We start from the raw sequence: 17,132 nt of genomic DNA on the forward strand, positions 1-17,132 counted from the left end.
TATTTTTTGACTCTTGTTTTGATCATGATACTTTTCTTGAGGCGTTAGCGGAGCTTTGCTGAGGCAATCGCTCTCTATTTTGCAGCGTTGGCGGAGGGAGCAAGTGCGGCAGCTATATCGCTCTACATTACCATACGCTATATATGGTGTCTTTGCGTAAGTCCTGGATGTATTCAAGACAAAAGCTCAAAAAACTGGGTTTAGAGAGTATATAGGAGGGTGATTAGGGGAAAGCCAGAGAAAAAACTTGTCTCAAATTGCCAACAACACTGTAGGTCTGTCATACCACAAATTACGGCATTTTTTAGTTCGAGCAAATTAGTCCGTAGATGCTGGTATGGGAGCGTCGTCTTCAAGTAATGTGGGAATGTCGTCAAACAAAACCTTCTCGTTCCCGCAGCTTTAATTATAGACGATTCAGGCCACAGGAAAAGCGCACCGCCTGCGCCGAGGTTTCCTCGGCGTAAAGACGGAGCAAGAAGTGGTAATTTAACTGCAGGAGTAGGGCGGCAATATATAGGAGAAATAGGAAAAACAGATCATGGTGTAGTTGTGGTTACCACTCATCTTGATGATGGAGTCAAAAGTCTACCTTTAGATATAGCTTTAGATCAAAAAGCGGATTCTTTACCTTGAGGAAAAAAAGACCCAGAATTTGTGAAGAAACCAGACTTAGCAATGTCTCTAGTTGACCAATGTTTGTCAGCGAGGACATCGGCCAGAAATTGTGTTAATTGATGGGGGATATGGTAACAATACATCATGTTTGAATCAACTAGAAAAAAGAAATTTAACTTATATAGGAGGATTAGCTAAAAATCGTTTGCGTAGCATTCCGTAGGAAAAAGTAATCATCAAAAAACAGGATGAAATTCTAGAAGAAATTAGATTAGACCAGCTAGCTGAAAGTATATCCCCACAAGGCTTTAATTTAGTTCAACTAAGCACAAAAAAGAAAGAAGAAGTTTGGGTAGCCACATGAGAAGTACAACTATCTAGGATGTCAGGTCAAAAAACTATAGCTATCGTGATCAATGCTAAAAGTTTTTCTGAGGCCACTGCTCTTAACTATTAGATCACTAATATAGAACACAAATATATAAGTCCAGAGTGGATGTATTCTACTTATCAAAAGAGAAATTGGGTGGAAGTTTTCGTGATTAGAAGCCAAAGGATGGTGAGGACTAAGAGAATATCAAGTCAGAGATAAAATCAGCCTCAAAAGGCATTTTATTTTAGTCTGATCGTGCTTATACATTTATGATCTGGCATCAGTTAACAGGAGGTATAAGAAGGCGTTGGGCTAACAAACCATTAAATACCTTTACTGATACTTGAGAAGCATTTCGTACAGCAATATCTGATCGTTTTGTTGAGTGGTTAGATGAAAACATCGACGTATTTACCGCTGATCAAGAGAGTTTGGGGTTTGTTTGGGCTTGAAATTTGCTAAAGTCCCGCTATAAAATTCCTGGTACTTCTCAAATCTATATTGCCCCTCAACTCCTAACAGAAGCTCAACCAGAATATGATTGGGATGAAAGCAATAATTTGATATTACGTTACACTTACGAATTTATGCCCAAAGGAATTATTACTCAGTTTATTGTGGCGATGCACGAGGATATTGAGGAGCAAAAATATGTATGGAAAAGCGGAGTCATTCTCAAGAAAAATCAAACCAGAGCAGAAGTGATTGAATATTACGGTAAGAGAGAAATAAAAATTAGAATTTCTGGGCAGCAAAAACGGGATTTAATCACTATTGTTATTCACGAATTGGATAAAATTCATAGTTCCTACAATAATCGACTCAAATATAATAAATTAATTCCTTGTAATTGTTCAGCTTGCAAAAATACTCAGAATCCTTATTTCTACAACTTCAGGACTTACGCAAAGGCACTATATATAGTGTTAAGCCTTAAGGTTATTTCTACATTGGTATTCCTGACTAAGTTCCCCTTAGCGATCGCCTAAACAAAATTCGTGAGGGGCGAAAGACACGCTAATATAGTTTATTTTTCCTCTATGTAGATGTTGCTAATTGTCAATAAACTTGGCCAAAATACTCTAATTATTATAGAATAATACTGTTGTTGATTTGAGCTAACTACATGAATTTTAACTATATTGATTATTGTCAGTATTTACTCAATTCTCATACGAATTATACCATTACAAATTTAGCAAATCACCTAGAAAACGTTAGCCATGACACGATAAATCGTTATCTGAAAACCGAAAATTTTGATGACCAAAATTTATGGGGAAATGTTAAAGATGAAATTGTAACTAACACAGAAGGCTATTTAATATTTGATCATACAGTTCTTAATAAAGAACATAGTAATAAAATTGAGTTAGTCCGCCGACAGTATAGTGGTAATAACCATAGTGTAATTCGTGGTATAGGGATAGTAAATTGTATATATTTTAATCCAGAAGCCGAAGAGTTTTGGCTGATAGATTATCGAATTTATGACCCGGATACTAATAAAAAAAGCGTGCGGAGATCATGTAGAAGAAATGATTTTTTCTGTGGTAGGTCATAAAAAACTACCGTTTAAGACTGTATTAATGGATAGTTGGTATGCCACACAAAGATTAATGGCATTGATAGACAATTTAGGAAAAATATATTATTGTCCCTTAAAAATAAATCGCTTAGTAGATGATACTGGTGGTGTAGAAAAATATAAAAATATAGGAAAGTTAAGTTGGAATGAATCCGAAAAAACATCAGGTAAAATAATTAAATTTAAAGGGTTTCCAAGAGATAAAAAAGTCAAACTATTCTGGGCAACTGTTTCGACCAACAGGACAGAATATATTGCAACTAATGACTTAGCTCAATATTCAGTAGATGCTGTAGAGTTTGAGTCTCAAACTAGATGGAAAATTGAAGAATTTCACAGATAAATTAAGCAGTTAACAGGTGTTGAATTTTGTCAATGTCGTCTTAGGCAAATTCAAAAAAATCACATAGCTTGTGCTATGTTAGTCTGGAATTTCTTAAAAAGATTAGCAGTAAAAATAGGAAAAACTATCTATAGAGTCAAACATGATTTACTATCAGATTATCTGCTCCAAGAGCTGAAAAAGCCTACAATAAAATTCAGGGCTATTTTTATTTGATAGGTATTTTTTTCTCTTGCTTTAAGAATGGCAGAAATATTTAGGCGATCGCTTGAAAATTTATAGCGATCGCCTAAATTAGTAGACGCTATATATAGTGCCCTTGCGTAAGTCCTGAACTTTAGGGAATTAAAAGAACGAATTAATTATCGCAAATACACTACTGAGTGCGGTAAACCTCCCTATCATACAGTTGAGGTATTAAGTTTAATTGATGATGTAATAGACAAAGATAGGAGTAGGAATTTTTTAAACCCTAAAGATTCTACAAACTATACAATAAATAATCATACTGACTCAGTAATAAATATTAATGAAAATGATGTTATTGGCAATCAAACTATAGCTGAAAAACTTGTCAATGACCAAAGCCAGAAAATTGAAAATAAAAATGGAAATGTTGTGGGAAATGTATTGGGTGATGAGAGTAAGATTGCAGCTAAAGTAACAGGAAATTCTCCTCAATCAAAAATATCCCCTCAGCCAAAAATAGAAAAACCGAAAAAATTTGGATTTTTAGATTTCTTGACTTGGATGCAGAATGGGCAAATTATTTATTACTTAGGTTCTACTATTATTGGCATTCTTTTGCTGATTATTTATCCTAAGTTATTTCCATCTGGGTTTCCTAAATTGGTAGAGAAAGTTCAATATCTATTTCCAGCCCCACAAATAGAAAATGAATCTAATAGTTCAAAATAAGTTTTACTTCTTCAATGTGGGTTTCTGAAGATAAAAAGATGGATTGAGAAACATAGTAAGCTCATCCAAATTCGATTCCAATTTGATACTACTAATAGAAGTAATATCGTGTCTGCTGGTATCGTTTGTGTCAACCAAAGCGTGAATATCTACAGAAAATTTAAGTTTTTTCGGACTTTTAAGTATTCTGTTCTAGATAACTAAAGCTTTCTTCTTTCTTCCCTCTTCCTTCTTCCTTATATTTACAATAAGGACAGGAGATATTTTTTTTTCAAATGTCATAATAATTTTTTTGTTTTGAAGGAAGTTATAAATTAAAAATTTACTAGATACAGAAAATTTAAGGAAGCATGAGGTAAAGCTTAAGACTAATCTATAATTCTTATTCATTCCTTGTTCCCTAAAAACATATTATCAACTCGAAACTTGTTCTAATATTTGAAATTGATGAATGTTTGATTTAGTAACTACTTTTTCAACAACAATAAAACTAAAAATATTAAAAGTAAAATAACCTCTGTTCCTAATAAGCCGTAAATAGTTGTTCGCTGTTGTTCGGTAAAGGCAAAATAATCTAGAAAAACTGTGTAAATTAAAAATTGAGATAAAATTCCTATGAAAAAACAACTAATTCCCCAAGCTTTTCTTTGCCACAAACCAATAACAGCCACAATATCTAGGATGCCATAAATTATGTCTCCTATTTGCCAAGTTAGAGGAGTTTCTAACCATGGTTGTGGGCCTAAACCTATGATATTTGTAATGTGAATTAACCCGCTATAGGTAAAAATTAAGGCTAAAATTCTCAGGTATATTTTCATCCAGGAATTATTGGCAATTTGAGCAAGATAATTCATATTTTTTACGATCTAATTTTTAGTGCTTTATTTTTGTTGGGTTTATCCTAACGGATAAGCTGGAGCTAACGGTTCCTCAACCAAACCTACACTTATTACTTCTTCCTTCTTTCTTCTTCCTTCTTCCTTCTTTCTTTAAAATCCCAAATAGCATCAAGAGGTTCCTCCCAATCTAAATAACTCACTAATAAATCTAAATCAAGATTTGGTAATAACTGACTATTATTTTTCTGCAAATACTCACAATTTACTAGGCAAAAAACCTGTAACTCTCCATTTTGTCAAAACCAAACTTCAGAAACATCTAAACCTTGATAAATTTCTAAAGTTTGAATTCCTCCGCTAGTAATAACAACCTCAATTGCTAGATCGGGAATATTTTTTTGACTACCAATACAATAACATTGGTCTGGCTCAATTCCTTTTAATTTATCTTGAGATTTCAAAGTTGTAGAACCCAAGGGATAAAAACGAATCCCTGTTTCTAAACAATAATTTTCTACCAACATCCCCAACATTTTCTTGTAAATTTCATGGCGACTGCTAGGAGACATAATTTGTAAACTTCCTTGATGATAAATAACTTTGAAATAAGGTGAATTTCCCAAATAATTTAATAGATTTTCATAAATATTCCAGCTTATATCAGTAGAAATTAATAAGCGATTGCTGACGCAAAGCTTCGCTAACGCTATCAAGATTATCACAGTTCAAGTATTCGATAAGTTTCACAAAAGATTGTGTATTAGCTGATAAAACTACCATAAAATCAACCTCTCATAACTTGATTTTGCTGATAAAATTTAGTATTTTGGTATTTACAGATATTTATTTGAGATATTTGTTGATAAAAGCATCTGGAGTTAAACACTCAAAATCAGCGATCGCTTTAATTAGTTCTCTATTAGAAGAGACAAAACAATCTGTTAGTCCAAACTTAGCTGTAAGAAAAACTTCTATATCTTCTGTGGGGATATTTCCTGTTAAATTAATTTCTTTGAAGAGATTCTACCACTCTGCATCAGGGGTTACATAAAAGATGTTGAGATTTGACCAAATAAGACCAAGAACTAAACCTGCTTTGTCTTTATTCCATAAATACTTACCCACTCGCCAGATTTGGTCAATTAACTCAGGAGATAAAATAATTTCAGCTTCAATTTGAACTCGCCAGATTTGGTCAATTAACTCAGGAGATAAAATAATTTCAGCTTCAATTTGAGCATATTGTTTTTCATAGTAACCTATAGATTCAAGAATTTTTGCCTCATCTGAATTAACTTCTTGAATGCCGATTATATTTTGTATCAAGACATAAACGTTTGATTTTAGAGATTATTTTATTCTCTCTTTTTCCTGAAGCATTTCTAATTTAACTTTCTTGATTAGGTCGAGTATCTTTTCCTGAGAATCATATCCTTTTGCTTTTGCTATTTCCCGCATAATTTCAAATTCATCTGGCTCATTTTTGGTAACAAGAATAATGTCTATTTCACCGTTATTAAATTCTGGAGGAACAGTAATTTTTACTTCTCCATTTTTCACTGTTCCTGTTGTTTGTATAATTCTCATCTCATACCTCGTATCTATGACTTAATAATTAAAGTTTTACCTAAGTAAATCATCCTTTTTTCAAAACTTCAGAAACACCTAAGTATTGATAAATTTCTAAAGTTTTAATTCATCCGTTAGTAATCAGAATTTAAGTATTCAATAAGTTTCACAAAAGATTGGGTATTATATGATGAAACTACCATGAAATTAACATTTCATAACTTCATTTTATTGATACTAATTCCTAATTTAATAAGAACTTAATAGAAAGCGATCGCTTCCTACAAAATAAAACGATAGAAAACGATCAGCTTACAGTCATATACCTATTCTATCTTTACTTAATTTGCTTATGCAAAAAGTGCTGTTAACCAAGAAATTAACTTCACAGTAACAGGAACAACTTCTTGAGCTAGTTCGTTTACTTCTTTTACTAAAGAAAAAGAATCTGACAGTTAACAAACCCAGTTTCTGGTTTGTATTAGATATCTCATAATACCTTGACGTTTCAAACTTCAATTGTGCTGATAACTGATAACTGTTAACTGATAACTGTCACAATAAACTATCTCCAAATTATTCACTAAAAATATCTAACTGCTCTACAGAAATGTAGGTTGGGTAGAACGGAGTGAAACCCAACAAAACTTTGATTGTTGCTGTACTCCTGTTGTTGGGTTTATCCTAACGGATAAGCTCCGCTAACGTTCCTCAACCCAACCTACTGCTAGAAAAAAAAGAAAGCAGAGGTAATTTTCATTCTTGAATTTTTACCTCTGATAACTGATAACTGCTAACTGATAACTGTTATAGCAAACTATCTCCAAATTCCTCACTAAAAATATCTAACTGTTCTACAGTTATCACCTCTTCCTCTTCTTTTTTCTTAATACCTTTCCGCAAACCAATAGCTATCTTACTATGCTTTTCAATTTGCTCCATTACCTGTCTAGCACGCTGAATTACTGAATCCGGTAAACCTGCTAATCTTCCCGCTTCAATACCATAAGATTTATCCGCTCCACCAGGTTGTACCTGATGCAAAAATACAATTTTATCCGGCAACTCTTTCACCGTTACCTGATAATTTGCCACATTATCCAAAATAGAAGAAAGTTCATTTAATTCGTGATAGTGAGTCGCAAAAATTGTCCGAGACAAAATTTCCGTTGCCAAATATTCTGCCACCGACCAAGCAATCGAAATTCCGTCAAAAGTTGCCGTTCCCCTACCAATTTCATCCAACAAAACTAAAGACTTTTCCGTAGCATGATTCAAAATATTTGCCGTCTCATTCATCTCCACCATAAAAGTTGATTGACCTGTTGCTAAATCATCCACTGCTCCAACACGAGTAAATATCCGATCGCTCACCGCCAAAACAGCAGAACTTGCCGGAACAAAACTACCAGTTTGTGCCATTAATTGAATCAATCCTACCTGCCGCAAATAACAACTTTTACCACTAGCATTCGGACCAGTTAAAATAATTAAATCTTGAGCTTGATAAGGAGTAACTCCCGAATTATTTTCCTCTATATTTTTACTTCCCAATATCGCAGTATTAGGCACAAAAAAACCAGCAGGCAAATATTTTTCTACCACCGGATGCCGACCCTCAATAATTTTCAATTCCCGACTATCAGTCATCGTAGGACGAACATAATTTTGATAAATTGCTACTTCTGCAAAACCACACAAAACATCAATAGCTGCCACAGCACGAGAAACATTTCTAATCTCCTCTGCGTATTCCCCCACTTCAGTTCTCAGACCAACAAAAATATCATATTCCAACTCATTCAAATCATCTTGTGCCGTTAAAATTCTAACTTCTCTTTCCTTTAATTCCTCAGTAATATAACGCTCCTCATTAGTCAAAGTCTGCTTCCGAGTATAATCATCCGGAGCCAAATCTGCCTTTGATTTAGAAATACTAATATAATAACCAAAAGCCTTATTATAACCAACCTTTAAATTAGAAATTCCCGTCCTTTCTCTCTCCGTAACTTCCAAATTAGCAATCCATTGTTGGTCTTCTTCAGCTAACCTCCGCATCTCATCTAATTGTTGATTTATCTCAGACTGAATTAACCCACCTTCTTTTAACTTTTGAGGAGGAGACTCTACTAAGTGAGAATGAATTTTTTCTCCCAATTCTTGTAAAATTGGTGGAATTTTTTGCAAGACTTTTAAATAAGGAGAATTACCTGCCAATGCTAATGCCGAAAGTTCCGGAAGTTTCGTTAAAGAATCAGCTAAAAAAACTAAATCTCTAGCATTTGCAGTACCAGCACCAGTACGTCCAGTTAAACGATCTAAATCATAAATTTGACGCAATACTCTTTGAATATCTTGACGCAAATCGTTATTAGTTATCAGTTCATCAATAGTGTCATGTCTAGCACGAATACCCTTCAAACTCAAAAGTGGTTGCTGTAACCATCGTCGTAAAGCACGACCACCCATTGCAGTGCTAGTTTTGTCGATCGCCGATAACAACGACCCTTGATAACTCCCATCTCGCACCGTTTGAGTAATTTCCAAATTCCGGCGAGTTTGATGGTCGATAATCAAAAAATCTGCCAAAGTATAGCTCCGCAGACGTTGTAAAGGAACTTGATTTTCCTTTTGAGTTTCTTCAAGATATTCCAGCAACCCACCCGCAGCACGCACCCCCAGTGGAATACGTTCGCAACCGATACCTTCCAGGGATGTCAGTTGAAATTTTATCAACAGTCGCTCTTTTGCCTCCCCTAAAGTAAAAGGTTGTTGCGGACGTAGAGAATAACAGAAAGAATTAGGCAGACATTCTGGAAGATGATCCGATTTTTCTCCCGGTCGCAACATAAAACCGATATCCGGCGCATTTGTAGGAAATAGCACTTCCGACGGTTGCAAACGCATCAATTCTTGAGTGAGTTGGTCTAAACCTTGGGTCTGGGTGGTCAGAAACTCTCCGGTAGAAATATCAGTGTAAGCAAGACCCCAATGATTTTTGGCAATAACGACAGCAGCTAAATAATTATTGTAGCGAGGTTTGAGCATTCCATCGTCGGTAAGAGTACCCGGAGTAAGGATACGAGTAATTTCACGCTTGACTTGACGGTTTTCTTTTTTCGCAATAGCAGAATCTTCTACTTGATCGCAAACAACCACAGCGTAACCCTTTTCTACTAACATGGCAGCATATTTTTCCACAGCATGATGGGGTACACCAGTCATCGGTACTCTGCCAATTTCTTTACCAGCGTGCTTAGTAGTTTGTACTAACTCTAATTCTTGAGCGATCGTCACAGCATCCTGAAAAAAACATTCAAAAAAGTCACCTACTCGAAATAGCAAAAGAGCATGAGAATATTGTAGTTTTACTTCCACATAACGCTGCATCATTTCTGATAGTTTGCTAACATCAATTTTGTCATACTCAGTGTTAGGAGGAAGAGAATTTTCTACTTGATTTTGTTTAGCTTTTGGAGATTTTTGAGTAGATGTAGATGCGGAATATTTCATAAATACTTAATAGATAATTTAATTTATTTAATATTATAGTTATCAGTCTTTCTTAAAACAGAATAAATTTGGAATAATGGTACTACTTTTTTAGTATTAGGTCGCAAAACAATTGATCAATAACTCAGATTAGTTATAGTGGTTTGTAGATAAATTAATTATAATAAATTGACCAAATAGGCAAGAATTAATAACTTATTTTAATGCCAAAGACTCTAATTTATTGTCCCTATTTCCTACTGCTTAAAAATCTACAATATAGCAGTCGAAGGAAAGGGCACGAACATATCAAAAGCTGACAGTGCTTTTGCTGATTGATGAACCACATCGTCATAACCAAAACCCTGTAGGAGCGTTTTGCTCCCCAACATATAAAGCGCAGCTTTGCATTAGCAAATGGCCATTAGCTAGCGCACAACTACGTTAATGCCCCTACTGTAGTCTACCGAAATGAAAACCGCTGTAAAACTCACACAACGCATGATTTTTCCTTCTTCTTTCTACAAGATCTCACAACTCAAGTTAAAATTTCTATATTTCATTACAAGTGAAATACAAACAAAAAAAAGAGGTCTTTTGACCTCTCTTTTACTACCATTTCTCAAAATAGTAATTTAAAGTAACCCAGTATTTGCTCCTGGTTTACCAGTAGCTAACTGGACATTAACAATTTTACCACCCATTTTCATAATTCTTTGTTGTTCCTGGAACCAGCTATCATAAGGAACAAGCTTGGTAAAGTAAGTATTTTGTAATTCTCGTTGAGTACGAATACGAGTTTGACTCGGAACACAAGCAGTAATCTTAAACATTCTCATAATACAAATTTCTCCTAATACTTGGTGAAGATTTTCTTAAATCCTTTTGTAAAACAATTAGGGTAAACAGTCAAATACTTATCTAATTATTATTGAGTTTTGAGATTATCTAAACCCATATATTGACGACCCCCATACTTAAATCTAACACGAGAATTTCTAAGTAATGCGATCGCCTCAAATCTCAAACCTAAAAACTCCTAAGGCAGGGAACCTATAGAATCAATGCTAGTTTACTAAAACAGATTATTTATTCAACAATAAGCCTTTGGTAATCTAACACTCATTCTAGGCTTCCCTAGCCTTATAGTAAAACATCAGTTAAATCAAAAAGGTAAATCTACCTTTTTTGGCCTTTTTTACTGATCGCCAAATTAGCTTAACCCAGAGCAAATGTAGTCGAAATAAACGCCCATTTCCTTTCCAGCATCAGGACCGACTAAACCAGCAGTAACTTCCTTCATAGCTTGAATAGCTTGTACAGTAGCACCGATGGGAACGCCTAGAGAATTGTAAGTTTCTTTTAAGCCATTTAGTACGCGCTCATCTAAAATAGAAGGATCGCCAGCTAACATAGCATAGGTAGCATAACGTAGATAATAGTCCAAATCACGGATGCAAGCAGCATAACGACGAGTGGTGTACATATTACCACCAGGACGAGTAATATCAGAGTAAAGTAAAGACTTAGCTACAGCTTCTTTAACAATAGTTGCAGCATTCGCACTGATAGAAGTTGCAGCGCGAACTCGTAGTTCACCTGTGGCAAAGTAGTTAGTGAGCTTCTCTAGAGCACCAGCATCAAGGTATTTACCTTGAATGTCAGAAGAATTAATAACGGAGGTAATAGCGTCTTGCATTATTGATTGATTTCCTTAAATTTGCTGAATCTTCAAAATTATTGGATAGGCGAAGGCCAGGATTTTAGAGATTTGATTGTAGACTTCAATTTGATATTTCAGGAAGTTCTAAATTATTAAATTCTTGTTTCCTTCTCACCAACTTTCATCTAACCTCTAAAAAATATTTAGCCTTAACTCATAGCACCGATAACATAGTCAAAGTAAGAAGCAGCTTCGCTAGCATCATCACCTGAGAGAAGGGAAGCAGCAACATTCTTCATGCAGCGAACACCTTCAGCAACAGCTTCGATGGGAGTGCCCAAAGACTTATACATTTCAGTAACGCCTACGAGTCCGATCTCTTCAATAGGAGTAACGTCTCCAGCAACAATACCGTAGCTGATCAAACGCAAATAATAATCCAGATCGCGCAAGCAAGTAGCAGTCATTTGTTCACCGTAGGCATTACCACCTGGAGAAACAACATCAGGACGCTTTTGGAAAAGCTGGTTTCCAGCCTCCTTAAGAATACGCTCACGAGATTCACTCATAATTTGAGCAATCCGAACGCGACGTTCGCCAGAGGAAACAAAAGTCTTGATTCGGTCTAATTCGCCGGGACTCAGATAACGAGCCTCAGCATCTGCATTAACGATTGATTTGGTAATTATACTCATGCTTTATTCCAACAGAGTTAAGGTAATAAGGTTGCTTAAAAATTGGTTAGCTAGTAAGAAGGACAAAGTACCCTCTGACATAACTACCTTCAGCAAGTATTTTGAGGCATTTTGTTCACTTTCTCATTATTTTCTTAATAGTTTGTAATATTTTCATAGCAGCAAGGGGTATTTTGGGCCAAAAACGCCCTTATTCTTTGACAGATGACAATATATTTAATTTTTTTGTCAGAAGATACCTTTTTTTATTTCTGAATCCTAGCCAAAGGCCATTTCTCATCTTCTCTAGATGGAAGGCCATTAACTACAAAAATATACAAGCAAAAAATTTGACCCTAATTACATGGCTAGATAGATAATTTTGCTCATTTTCCACTTCATCTACCTGTAGTCAATCAAACAATTCTCCTCACTCAAACAATTCTCCTCACTCACTTTTCTCCCCATTGATTCCTTTATTCCCTATTTCCTACTTTATTGTTAAGTATTCTAAAGGGACACGATATTAAATTTTGAGGAAGCGGATTTCACATTAGAGGAGATTTAAAAAAACTGGCGTTGCTGAATCAAGGTATGAAAATAAAAACTGAAGAATCTCAAATACTTGTCATTGATATAGTTTAGCAATCGCCAAAAAAATACAAATCATATCCCAAATCAGCAACGCCAAAAAACTAAATATTTTCCAAACACCTTGTCAGACTAAAAATAAATTTTTTTCTAGAACAAATTTATTTTTAGTGTTGAAGGTATGACTAAGGAGGATTAAATTGATGTCATTAAAATCATCCTGATTCCTATATAGAGATTGAGAATAAGCGGATATAAACTATTATCAATCTTTAAAGTTATGAACAGACAGATCGTTTCAATTCTTTTGGTGAATTTTGCATTAGCAGGAATCGGTATTATTCCAGAAATCAGTAATTTAACTAATATAGAACTAGACAAATTACAATCCGATCACAACACTCAATCCGAACTTATTAATTGAAAAACTTATGTTTCCCGTTGATACTTAATCTAAAAATCATTATCACTCAGCAACGCCCATAAATTAGAACTTAGTATTAGAAACGCTCACCAATACCGAAGTGGAAACGAGTATCACCTTCATCATTAATAGCGTAATCAACTCTAATTGGACCGAGAGGAGATTGTACCCGAATACCAGCACCATAACCTATACCGTCTCCTGGTTTATTCCTCACACCTCCAGGATTACCAATAACAGAACTTTGACTATCAAATACTGTTGCAGCATCAATAAATAAAGCGCCTCCAAGAAACCCAAATACAGGAAAGCGATACTCAACAGTTCCCAACAAGAATGTACGACCTGCTCCTACAGAACCTTCATCATATCCACGAACTGTATTAGTACCACCTAGAGGAAAAGCTTCATAAGGAGGTAAATCTCCAATTATATGACCACCTTGTATGTTAAAGGCCAAAGCTTCAGGTCCATCAATGAAGTTAGTAAAGTCTACTGGAATATAGAAACTGTAATTAGCTCGTAAACGATTCAATGCAATCTCTGCTGAACCGATAGGAATAGACTGTTCTGTACCAAATCTTAGCAAACTACCAGAAGTAGGTTGTCGGGGATTATTGCGTCGATCATTAACAATACCAAATTGAATAGTAAGTAGATCGTCTTCCCCAGAATCATCAACAGTCAATTTATTACCTAATTCATCTCTAGGTTCAGTATCACCATCACTATCCTGAATTTCTACTCGTTCATATTTTATTCCCAAAGAAGCTGTCCATTCCGGTTCAACAAATGGATTAGGAATAAACGGACGGGTAAAACTAACTCCACCTCCTGTACGAATGACTCGTGGGTTGTCACCATTAGGCAGATCGACATCGCGCTGATCGTTTTCGTCGTCAGAATCAAAAATTACCGATATTGCTCGTCGTCTGAACGCATTAACTGTGTAGGAAAGGCGGTGGTCATCTCCACCTATCCAGGGATCGGTAAAGCTAATATCCGCTAGTAATAATCGCTCACCTACTTGAAACTCGCCACCTAATTTCTGATTATTACCACCAATATTTTGTTGTTGATAACTGACTGTACCAAATAACCCACTCGCAGAACTAACTCCACCACCAAATGCGAGAGAACCTGTACTTTTTTCTACAATATTCACAATCACATTTGCCTTGTTAGGATCGTCTGGTGCTGGTTCTAAACCCAATCTAACATCTTCAAAAATTCCTAAACCAAACACTCTCCTAATATCTTTTTCTGCTGTTTGTCGCTCAAAGATATCTCCTGGTTGAAGTTGAATTTCTCTAGTGATGATATATTCACGAGTACGACCCTCAATTAAATTACCTTCTTCATCTGTTGTTTCTCCTTCTGCACTCACAAAGCGTACTTGAATATCTTTAATTTCTCCCTCTGCAACTTCTAGAATAACTGAACCGTCGTCATTGACTTGGGGAGCACCGATAACTTGTCCGAGAACGTAACCGTTATCTTGATACCACTGGTTGACTTGTTCGACACCCCCTTCAAAAATTTTCAGATTCAGAGTTTCACCATATTGCTCGCCGAATATTCTGTCTACTTCACTTTCAGGGAATACTTGAGCACCTTCTATGGTTACAGAATTCAATACAGGGTTGGGTTCAACTTCAAAAGTTACTCGTACACCCAGGGGAGTATCTTCTGGTAATGCTTTCACATTTCGGAAGAAACCAGTGGCAAATATCGCGTTAATGTCTCTCTGTAGTTGAGACCGAGTTGTAGTACGTCCAGCTTGAGTAGTAATGACTTGGTAAACTTGGTCTTCTAGTTCTCCGTCTACTCCACTAACTACAACTTCAGCGACTAGCACTAAGGGTTCTGCTTCTTCTGTAGAGGGTTCTGTTGGTTGTGATTGAGAAAGAGTAAATTCTTCTGATTCTATTGCGGAGGGTGGGGCATCGCTATCTGGTTCTTCGAGGACTTCTTCTTCTGGGGATGATATTTTGGCCAAGTTGTCTGATGGGTCTAATGTTAATTTCTGTTGATTTTGAGTAATTTCACTATCAGATAAATTTATTTTTTGATAAATTTCAGAATCAAACTGTTTATTGATGGTTAGTTCTAATTTGGTTTCTACACCTTTTGCCAACTGGAAATCTTGAGGATTTTCCCTTTGATTTTCTACAATTTCTGAAGTAGGAATATTCGCAGCAAACTGTTTATTGATGGTTGGTTCTAATTTGGTTTCTACACCTTTTGCCAACTGGAAATCTTGAGGATTTTCCCTTTGATTTTCGACAATTTCTGAAGTAGAAATCTCAGGAGCAAACTGTTTATTTATGGTTGGTTCTAATTTAGTTTCTACACCTTTTGCCAACTGGAAATCTTGAGGATTTTCCCTTTGATTTTCGACAATTTCTGAAGTAGAAATCTCAGGAGCAAACTGTTTATTTATGGTTGGTTCTAATTTAGTTTCTACACCTTTTGCCAACTCAATATTTTGAGAATTTTTCCTCCAGTCATCCACAATTTCTGAAGTAGAAATCTCAGGAGCAAACTGTTTATTGATGGTTAGTTCTAATTTGGTTTCTACACCTTTTGCCAACTGGAAATCTTGAGGATTTTCCCTTTGATTTTCGACAATTTCTGAAGTAGAAATCTCAGGAGCAAACTGTTTATTGATGGTTGGTTCTAATTTGGTTTCTACTGTTTTATTAATTAGAGCTAGTTGAGGAATATGTTGATTTTCAAGATTTTCTAAAGCAAAAGCGAAAAATTCTGCAAATTCCTTATTAAAAGCAGAACTGTATTTACTATTTAAACTTTTACCAATAATTACAGGTTTTGTAATTTCTCTAACCTTAATTAAATCATAAAAATCAAGTTTGACTGCTTCTTTAGACCAAGATATATGGGAGAAATTATTATTGATACTACCAAATAATTTTTGTGAAGGGAAATTATATCCTAACTCTAAAAAAGATTTAGTAGAAGAAAATTTGTTAAATTGTTTTCTTGAATTAATAGATATAGCAATAAAATTACTATCTATATCAGTATTACTTTTCGATATTTGAGCATTAGCAGATTTTGAGATTCCAAAAGTTGTTGAAGCAGCAAAAATTACCACTAAGAACGGAGACAAGCGCATATAATTCTATCCCCTACAATCCACACACCAGTTAAATTTTCCATACAAACTGTAAAATTGTACACCATTGCCAGGGTTCTCAACCTGTCTGAGCCAAAATCCTTTCTAAGACTTGTTGATATGCCGTTTCTACATTACCAAGATCGTGACGGAAGCGGTCTTTGTCCATTACTCTCAAGTTTAAGTCAGTTTGAGATTGGTCCCAAAGTCGGCAGCTATCTGGACTTATTTCATCCGCAAGAATCAGATTATTTTGCCGATCTAGGCCAAATTCGAGTTTGAAGTCCACCAGAGTAATTTGACATTGGTTAAAGAAATTTTTGAGAATATCATTAATTTTTAGGGCAAAAGTCCGTATTTGCTCTAATTGTTCTGGGGTAGCTAGTTCCATTATTAAGAGGCGATCGCGTGTCAACAGTGGGTCTTGAAGACTATCATTTTTATAGCAATATTCCACTAGAGGAAATTTCAACACTGTTCCTTCTGCTAATCCAGTTTGTTTACAAAGACTACCTGCAGCAATATTTCTCACAATAACTTCGATAAGCAAAATTTTCACCTTTCGGACTCTCATTTTATCTGGTGCAGGACAGTCAATAAAATGAGTAGGTATACCATTAGCTTCCAGTAGTTTAAATATGTGACTAGAAATAGTACAATTAATTCTACCTTTCCCTGTTATTGTGCCTCTTTTTTGAGCATTAAATGCTGTGGCATCATCTTTAAAATAAGTAAGTAATATTTCTGAGTCGTTAGTGGTATATAGAATTTTCGCTTTACCTTCGTAAAGCTTTTGATTAGATGACATAAAAATTATTGAATAGAAAATAAAAATAGAGTGATGAGCGGTCGTTACTAATTACTCTTTTATGTGCTTATCACAGTATAAGCTTAATGT

Annotated in this window: 14 protein-coding genes and 2 pseudogenes; 5 read left to right on the top strand and 11 right to left on the bottom strand. The window is 35.2% G+C overall.

The genetic code is table 11. The features are described 5' to 3' along the window. Positions 1 to 166: 166 nt before the first annotated feature. The 4 genes and pseudogenes from D5R40_RS40615 to D5R40_RS00250 all read left to right on the top strand — a co-directional run. A pseudogene (locus tag D5R40_RS40615) lies at positions 167 to 1,443 on the top strand (IS701 family transposase); the annotation flags it as partial. A gap of 3 nt (positions 1,444 to 1,446) precedes the next feature. Continuing rightward, entirely contained in the window at positions 1,447 to 1,980 is a 534-nt protein-coding gene (locus D5R40_RS00240; protein WP_240038773.1) for a COR domain-containing protein, read from the top strand. Between the two features lie 137 nt (positions 1,981 to 2,117). Next, positions 2,118 to 3,138: pseudogene (locus D5R40_RS00245) on the top strand (IS701 family transposase). Positions 3,139 to 3,540: 402 nt separating this feature from the next. Beyond that, the gene (locus D5R40_RS00250; RefSeq protein WP_124143260.1) at positions 3,541 to 3,840 is read left to right on the top strand and encodes a hypothetical protein; all 300 of its coding nucleotides are present in this window, start codon (positions 3,541 to 3,543) and stop codon (positions 3,838 to 3,840) included. A gap of 467 nt (positions 3,841 to 4,307) precedes the next feature. Here the strand turns inward: D5R40_RS00250 and D5R40_RS00255 are convergent, their stop codons facing one another. The 3 genes from D5R40_RS00255 to D5R40_RS00260 form a co-directional block, all read right to left on the bottom strand. Then, positions 4,308 to 4,697 (bottom strand): DUF6163 family protein, encoded by a 390-nt coding sequence (locus D5R40_RS00255; RefSeq protein ID WP_124143261.1) that lies wholly within the window; start codon positions 4,695 to 4,697, stop codon positions 4,308 to 4,310. A gap of 95 nt (positions 4,698 to 4,792) precedes the next feature. Continuing rightward, complete coding sequence (locus tag D5R40_RS34250; protein ID WP_161564328.1) at positions 4,793 to 4,933, bottom strand: hypothetical protein; 141 nt, start codon at positions 4,931 to 4,933, stop codon at positions 4,793 to 4,795. Positions 4,934 to 4,978: 45 nt separating this feature from the next. After that, positions 4,979 to 5,305 carry a Uma2 family endonuclease gene (locus D5R40_RS00260; protein ID WP_124154108.1) on the bottom strand — a complete coding sequence of 109 codons (327 nt, stop codon included), beginning with the start codon at positions 5,303 to 5,305 and terminating at the stop codon, positions 4,979 to 4,981. A 203-nt stretch (positions 5,306 to 5,508) separates the two neighbouring features. On the opposite strand from D5R40_RS00260, the gene D5R40_RS37245 reads away from it, so the two are divergent. Beyond that, complete coding sequence (locus D5R40_RS37245; protein ID WP_205127579.1) at positions 5,509 to 5,733, top strand: hypothetical protein; 225 nt, start codon at positions 5,509 to 5,511, stop codon at positions 5,731 to 5,733. Here D5R40_RS37245 and D5R40_RS37250 read toward each other — a convergent pair. The 8 genes from D5R40_RS37250 to purC all read right to left on the bottom strand — a co-directional run bounded on the left by D5R40_RS37250 (position 5,706) and on the right by purC (position 17,042). After that, positions 5,706 to 6,008 carry a PIN domain-containing protein gene (locus D5R40_RS37250; RefSeq protein ID WP_205127580.1) on the bottom strand — a complete coding sequence of 101 codons (303 nt, stop codon included), beginning with the start codon at positions 6,006 to 6,008 and terminating at the stop codon, positions 5,706 to 5,708. The two genes, D5R40_RS37245 and D5R40_RS37250, sit on opposite strands and share 28 nt — an antisense overlap. 24 nt (positions 6,009 to 6,032) lie before the next feature. Next, a complete protein-coding gene (locus D5R40_RS00270) occupies positions 6,033 to 6,269 on the bottom strand; it encodes a hypothetical protein (RefSeq protein ID WP_124143262.1) in 237 nt (78 codons plus the stop codon). Positions 6,270 to 7,058: 789 nt separating this feature from the next. Beyond that, on the bottom strand, positions 7,059 to 9,764 hold the full coding sequence (mutS, locus tag D5R40_RS00275; protein ID WP_192901037.1) for a DNA mismatch repair protein MutS: 2,706 nt from the start codon (positions 9,762 to 9,764) through the stop codon (positions 7,059 to 7,061). A 614-nt stretch (positions 9,765 to 10,378) separates the two neighbouring features. Next, a complete protein-coding gene (locus tag D5R40_RS00280) occupies positions 10,379 to 10,582 on the bottom strand; it encodes a phycobilisome linker polypeptide (protein ID WP_124143263.1) in 204 nt (67 codons plus the stop codon). Between the two features lie 374 nt (positions 10,583 to 10,956). Further along, positions 10,957 to 11,442: an allophycocyanin subunit beta gene (gene apcB, locus D5R40_RS00285; protein ID WP_124143264.1), complete on the bottom strand. Its 486-nt coding sequence runs from the start codon at positions 11,440 to 11,442 to the stop codon at positions 10,957 to 10,959. A gap of 173 nt (positions 11,443 to 11,615) precedes the next feature. Continuing rightward, positions 11,616 to 12,101 (bottom strand): allophycocyanin subunit alpha, encoded by a 486-nt coding sequence (apcA, locus tag D5R40_RS00290; protein ID WP_124143265.1) that lies wholly within the window; start codon positions 12,099 to 12,101, stop codon positions 11,616 to 11,618. Between the two features lie 1,070 nt (positions 12,102 to 13,171). Further along, complete coding sequence (locus D5R40_RS00295) at positions 13,172 to 16,234, bottom strand: BamA/TamA family outer membrane protein (RefSeq protein WP_124154109.1); 3,063 nt, start codon at positions 16,232 to 16,234, stop codon at positions 13,172 to 13,174. A 79-nt stretch (positions 16,235 to 16,313) separates the two neighbouring features. Then, positions 16,314 to 17,042: a phosphoribosylaminoimidazolesuccinocarboxamide synthase gene (purC, locus tag D5R40_RS00300; RefSeq protein ID WP_124143267.1), complete on the bottom strand. Its 729-nt coding sequence runs from the start codon at positions 17,040 to 17,042 to the stop codon at positions 16,314 to 16,316. Positions 17,043 to 17,132: the final 90 nt, after the last annotated feature.

This window comes from Okeania hirsuta (genome assembly GCF_003838195.1).
Lineage (GTDB): Bacteria > Cyanobacteriota > Cyanobacteriia > Cyanobacteriales > Microcoleaceae > Okeania > Okeania hirsuta.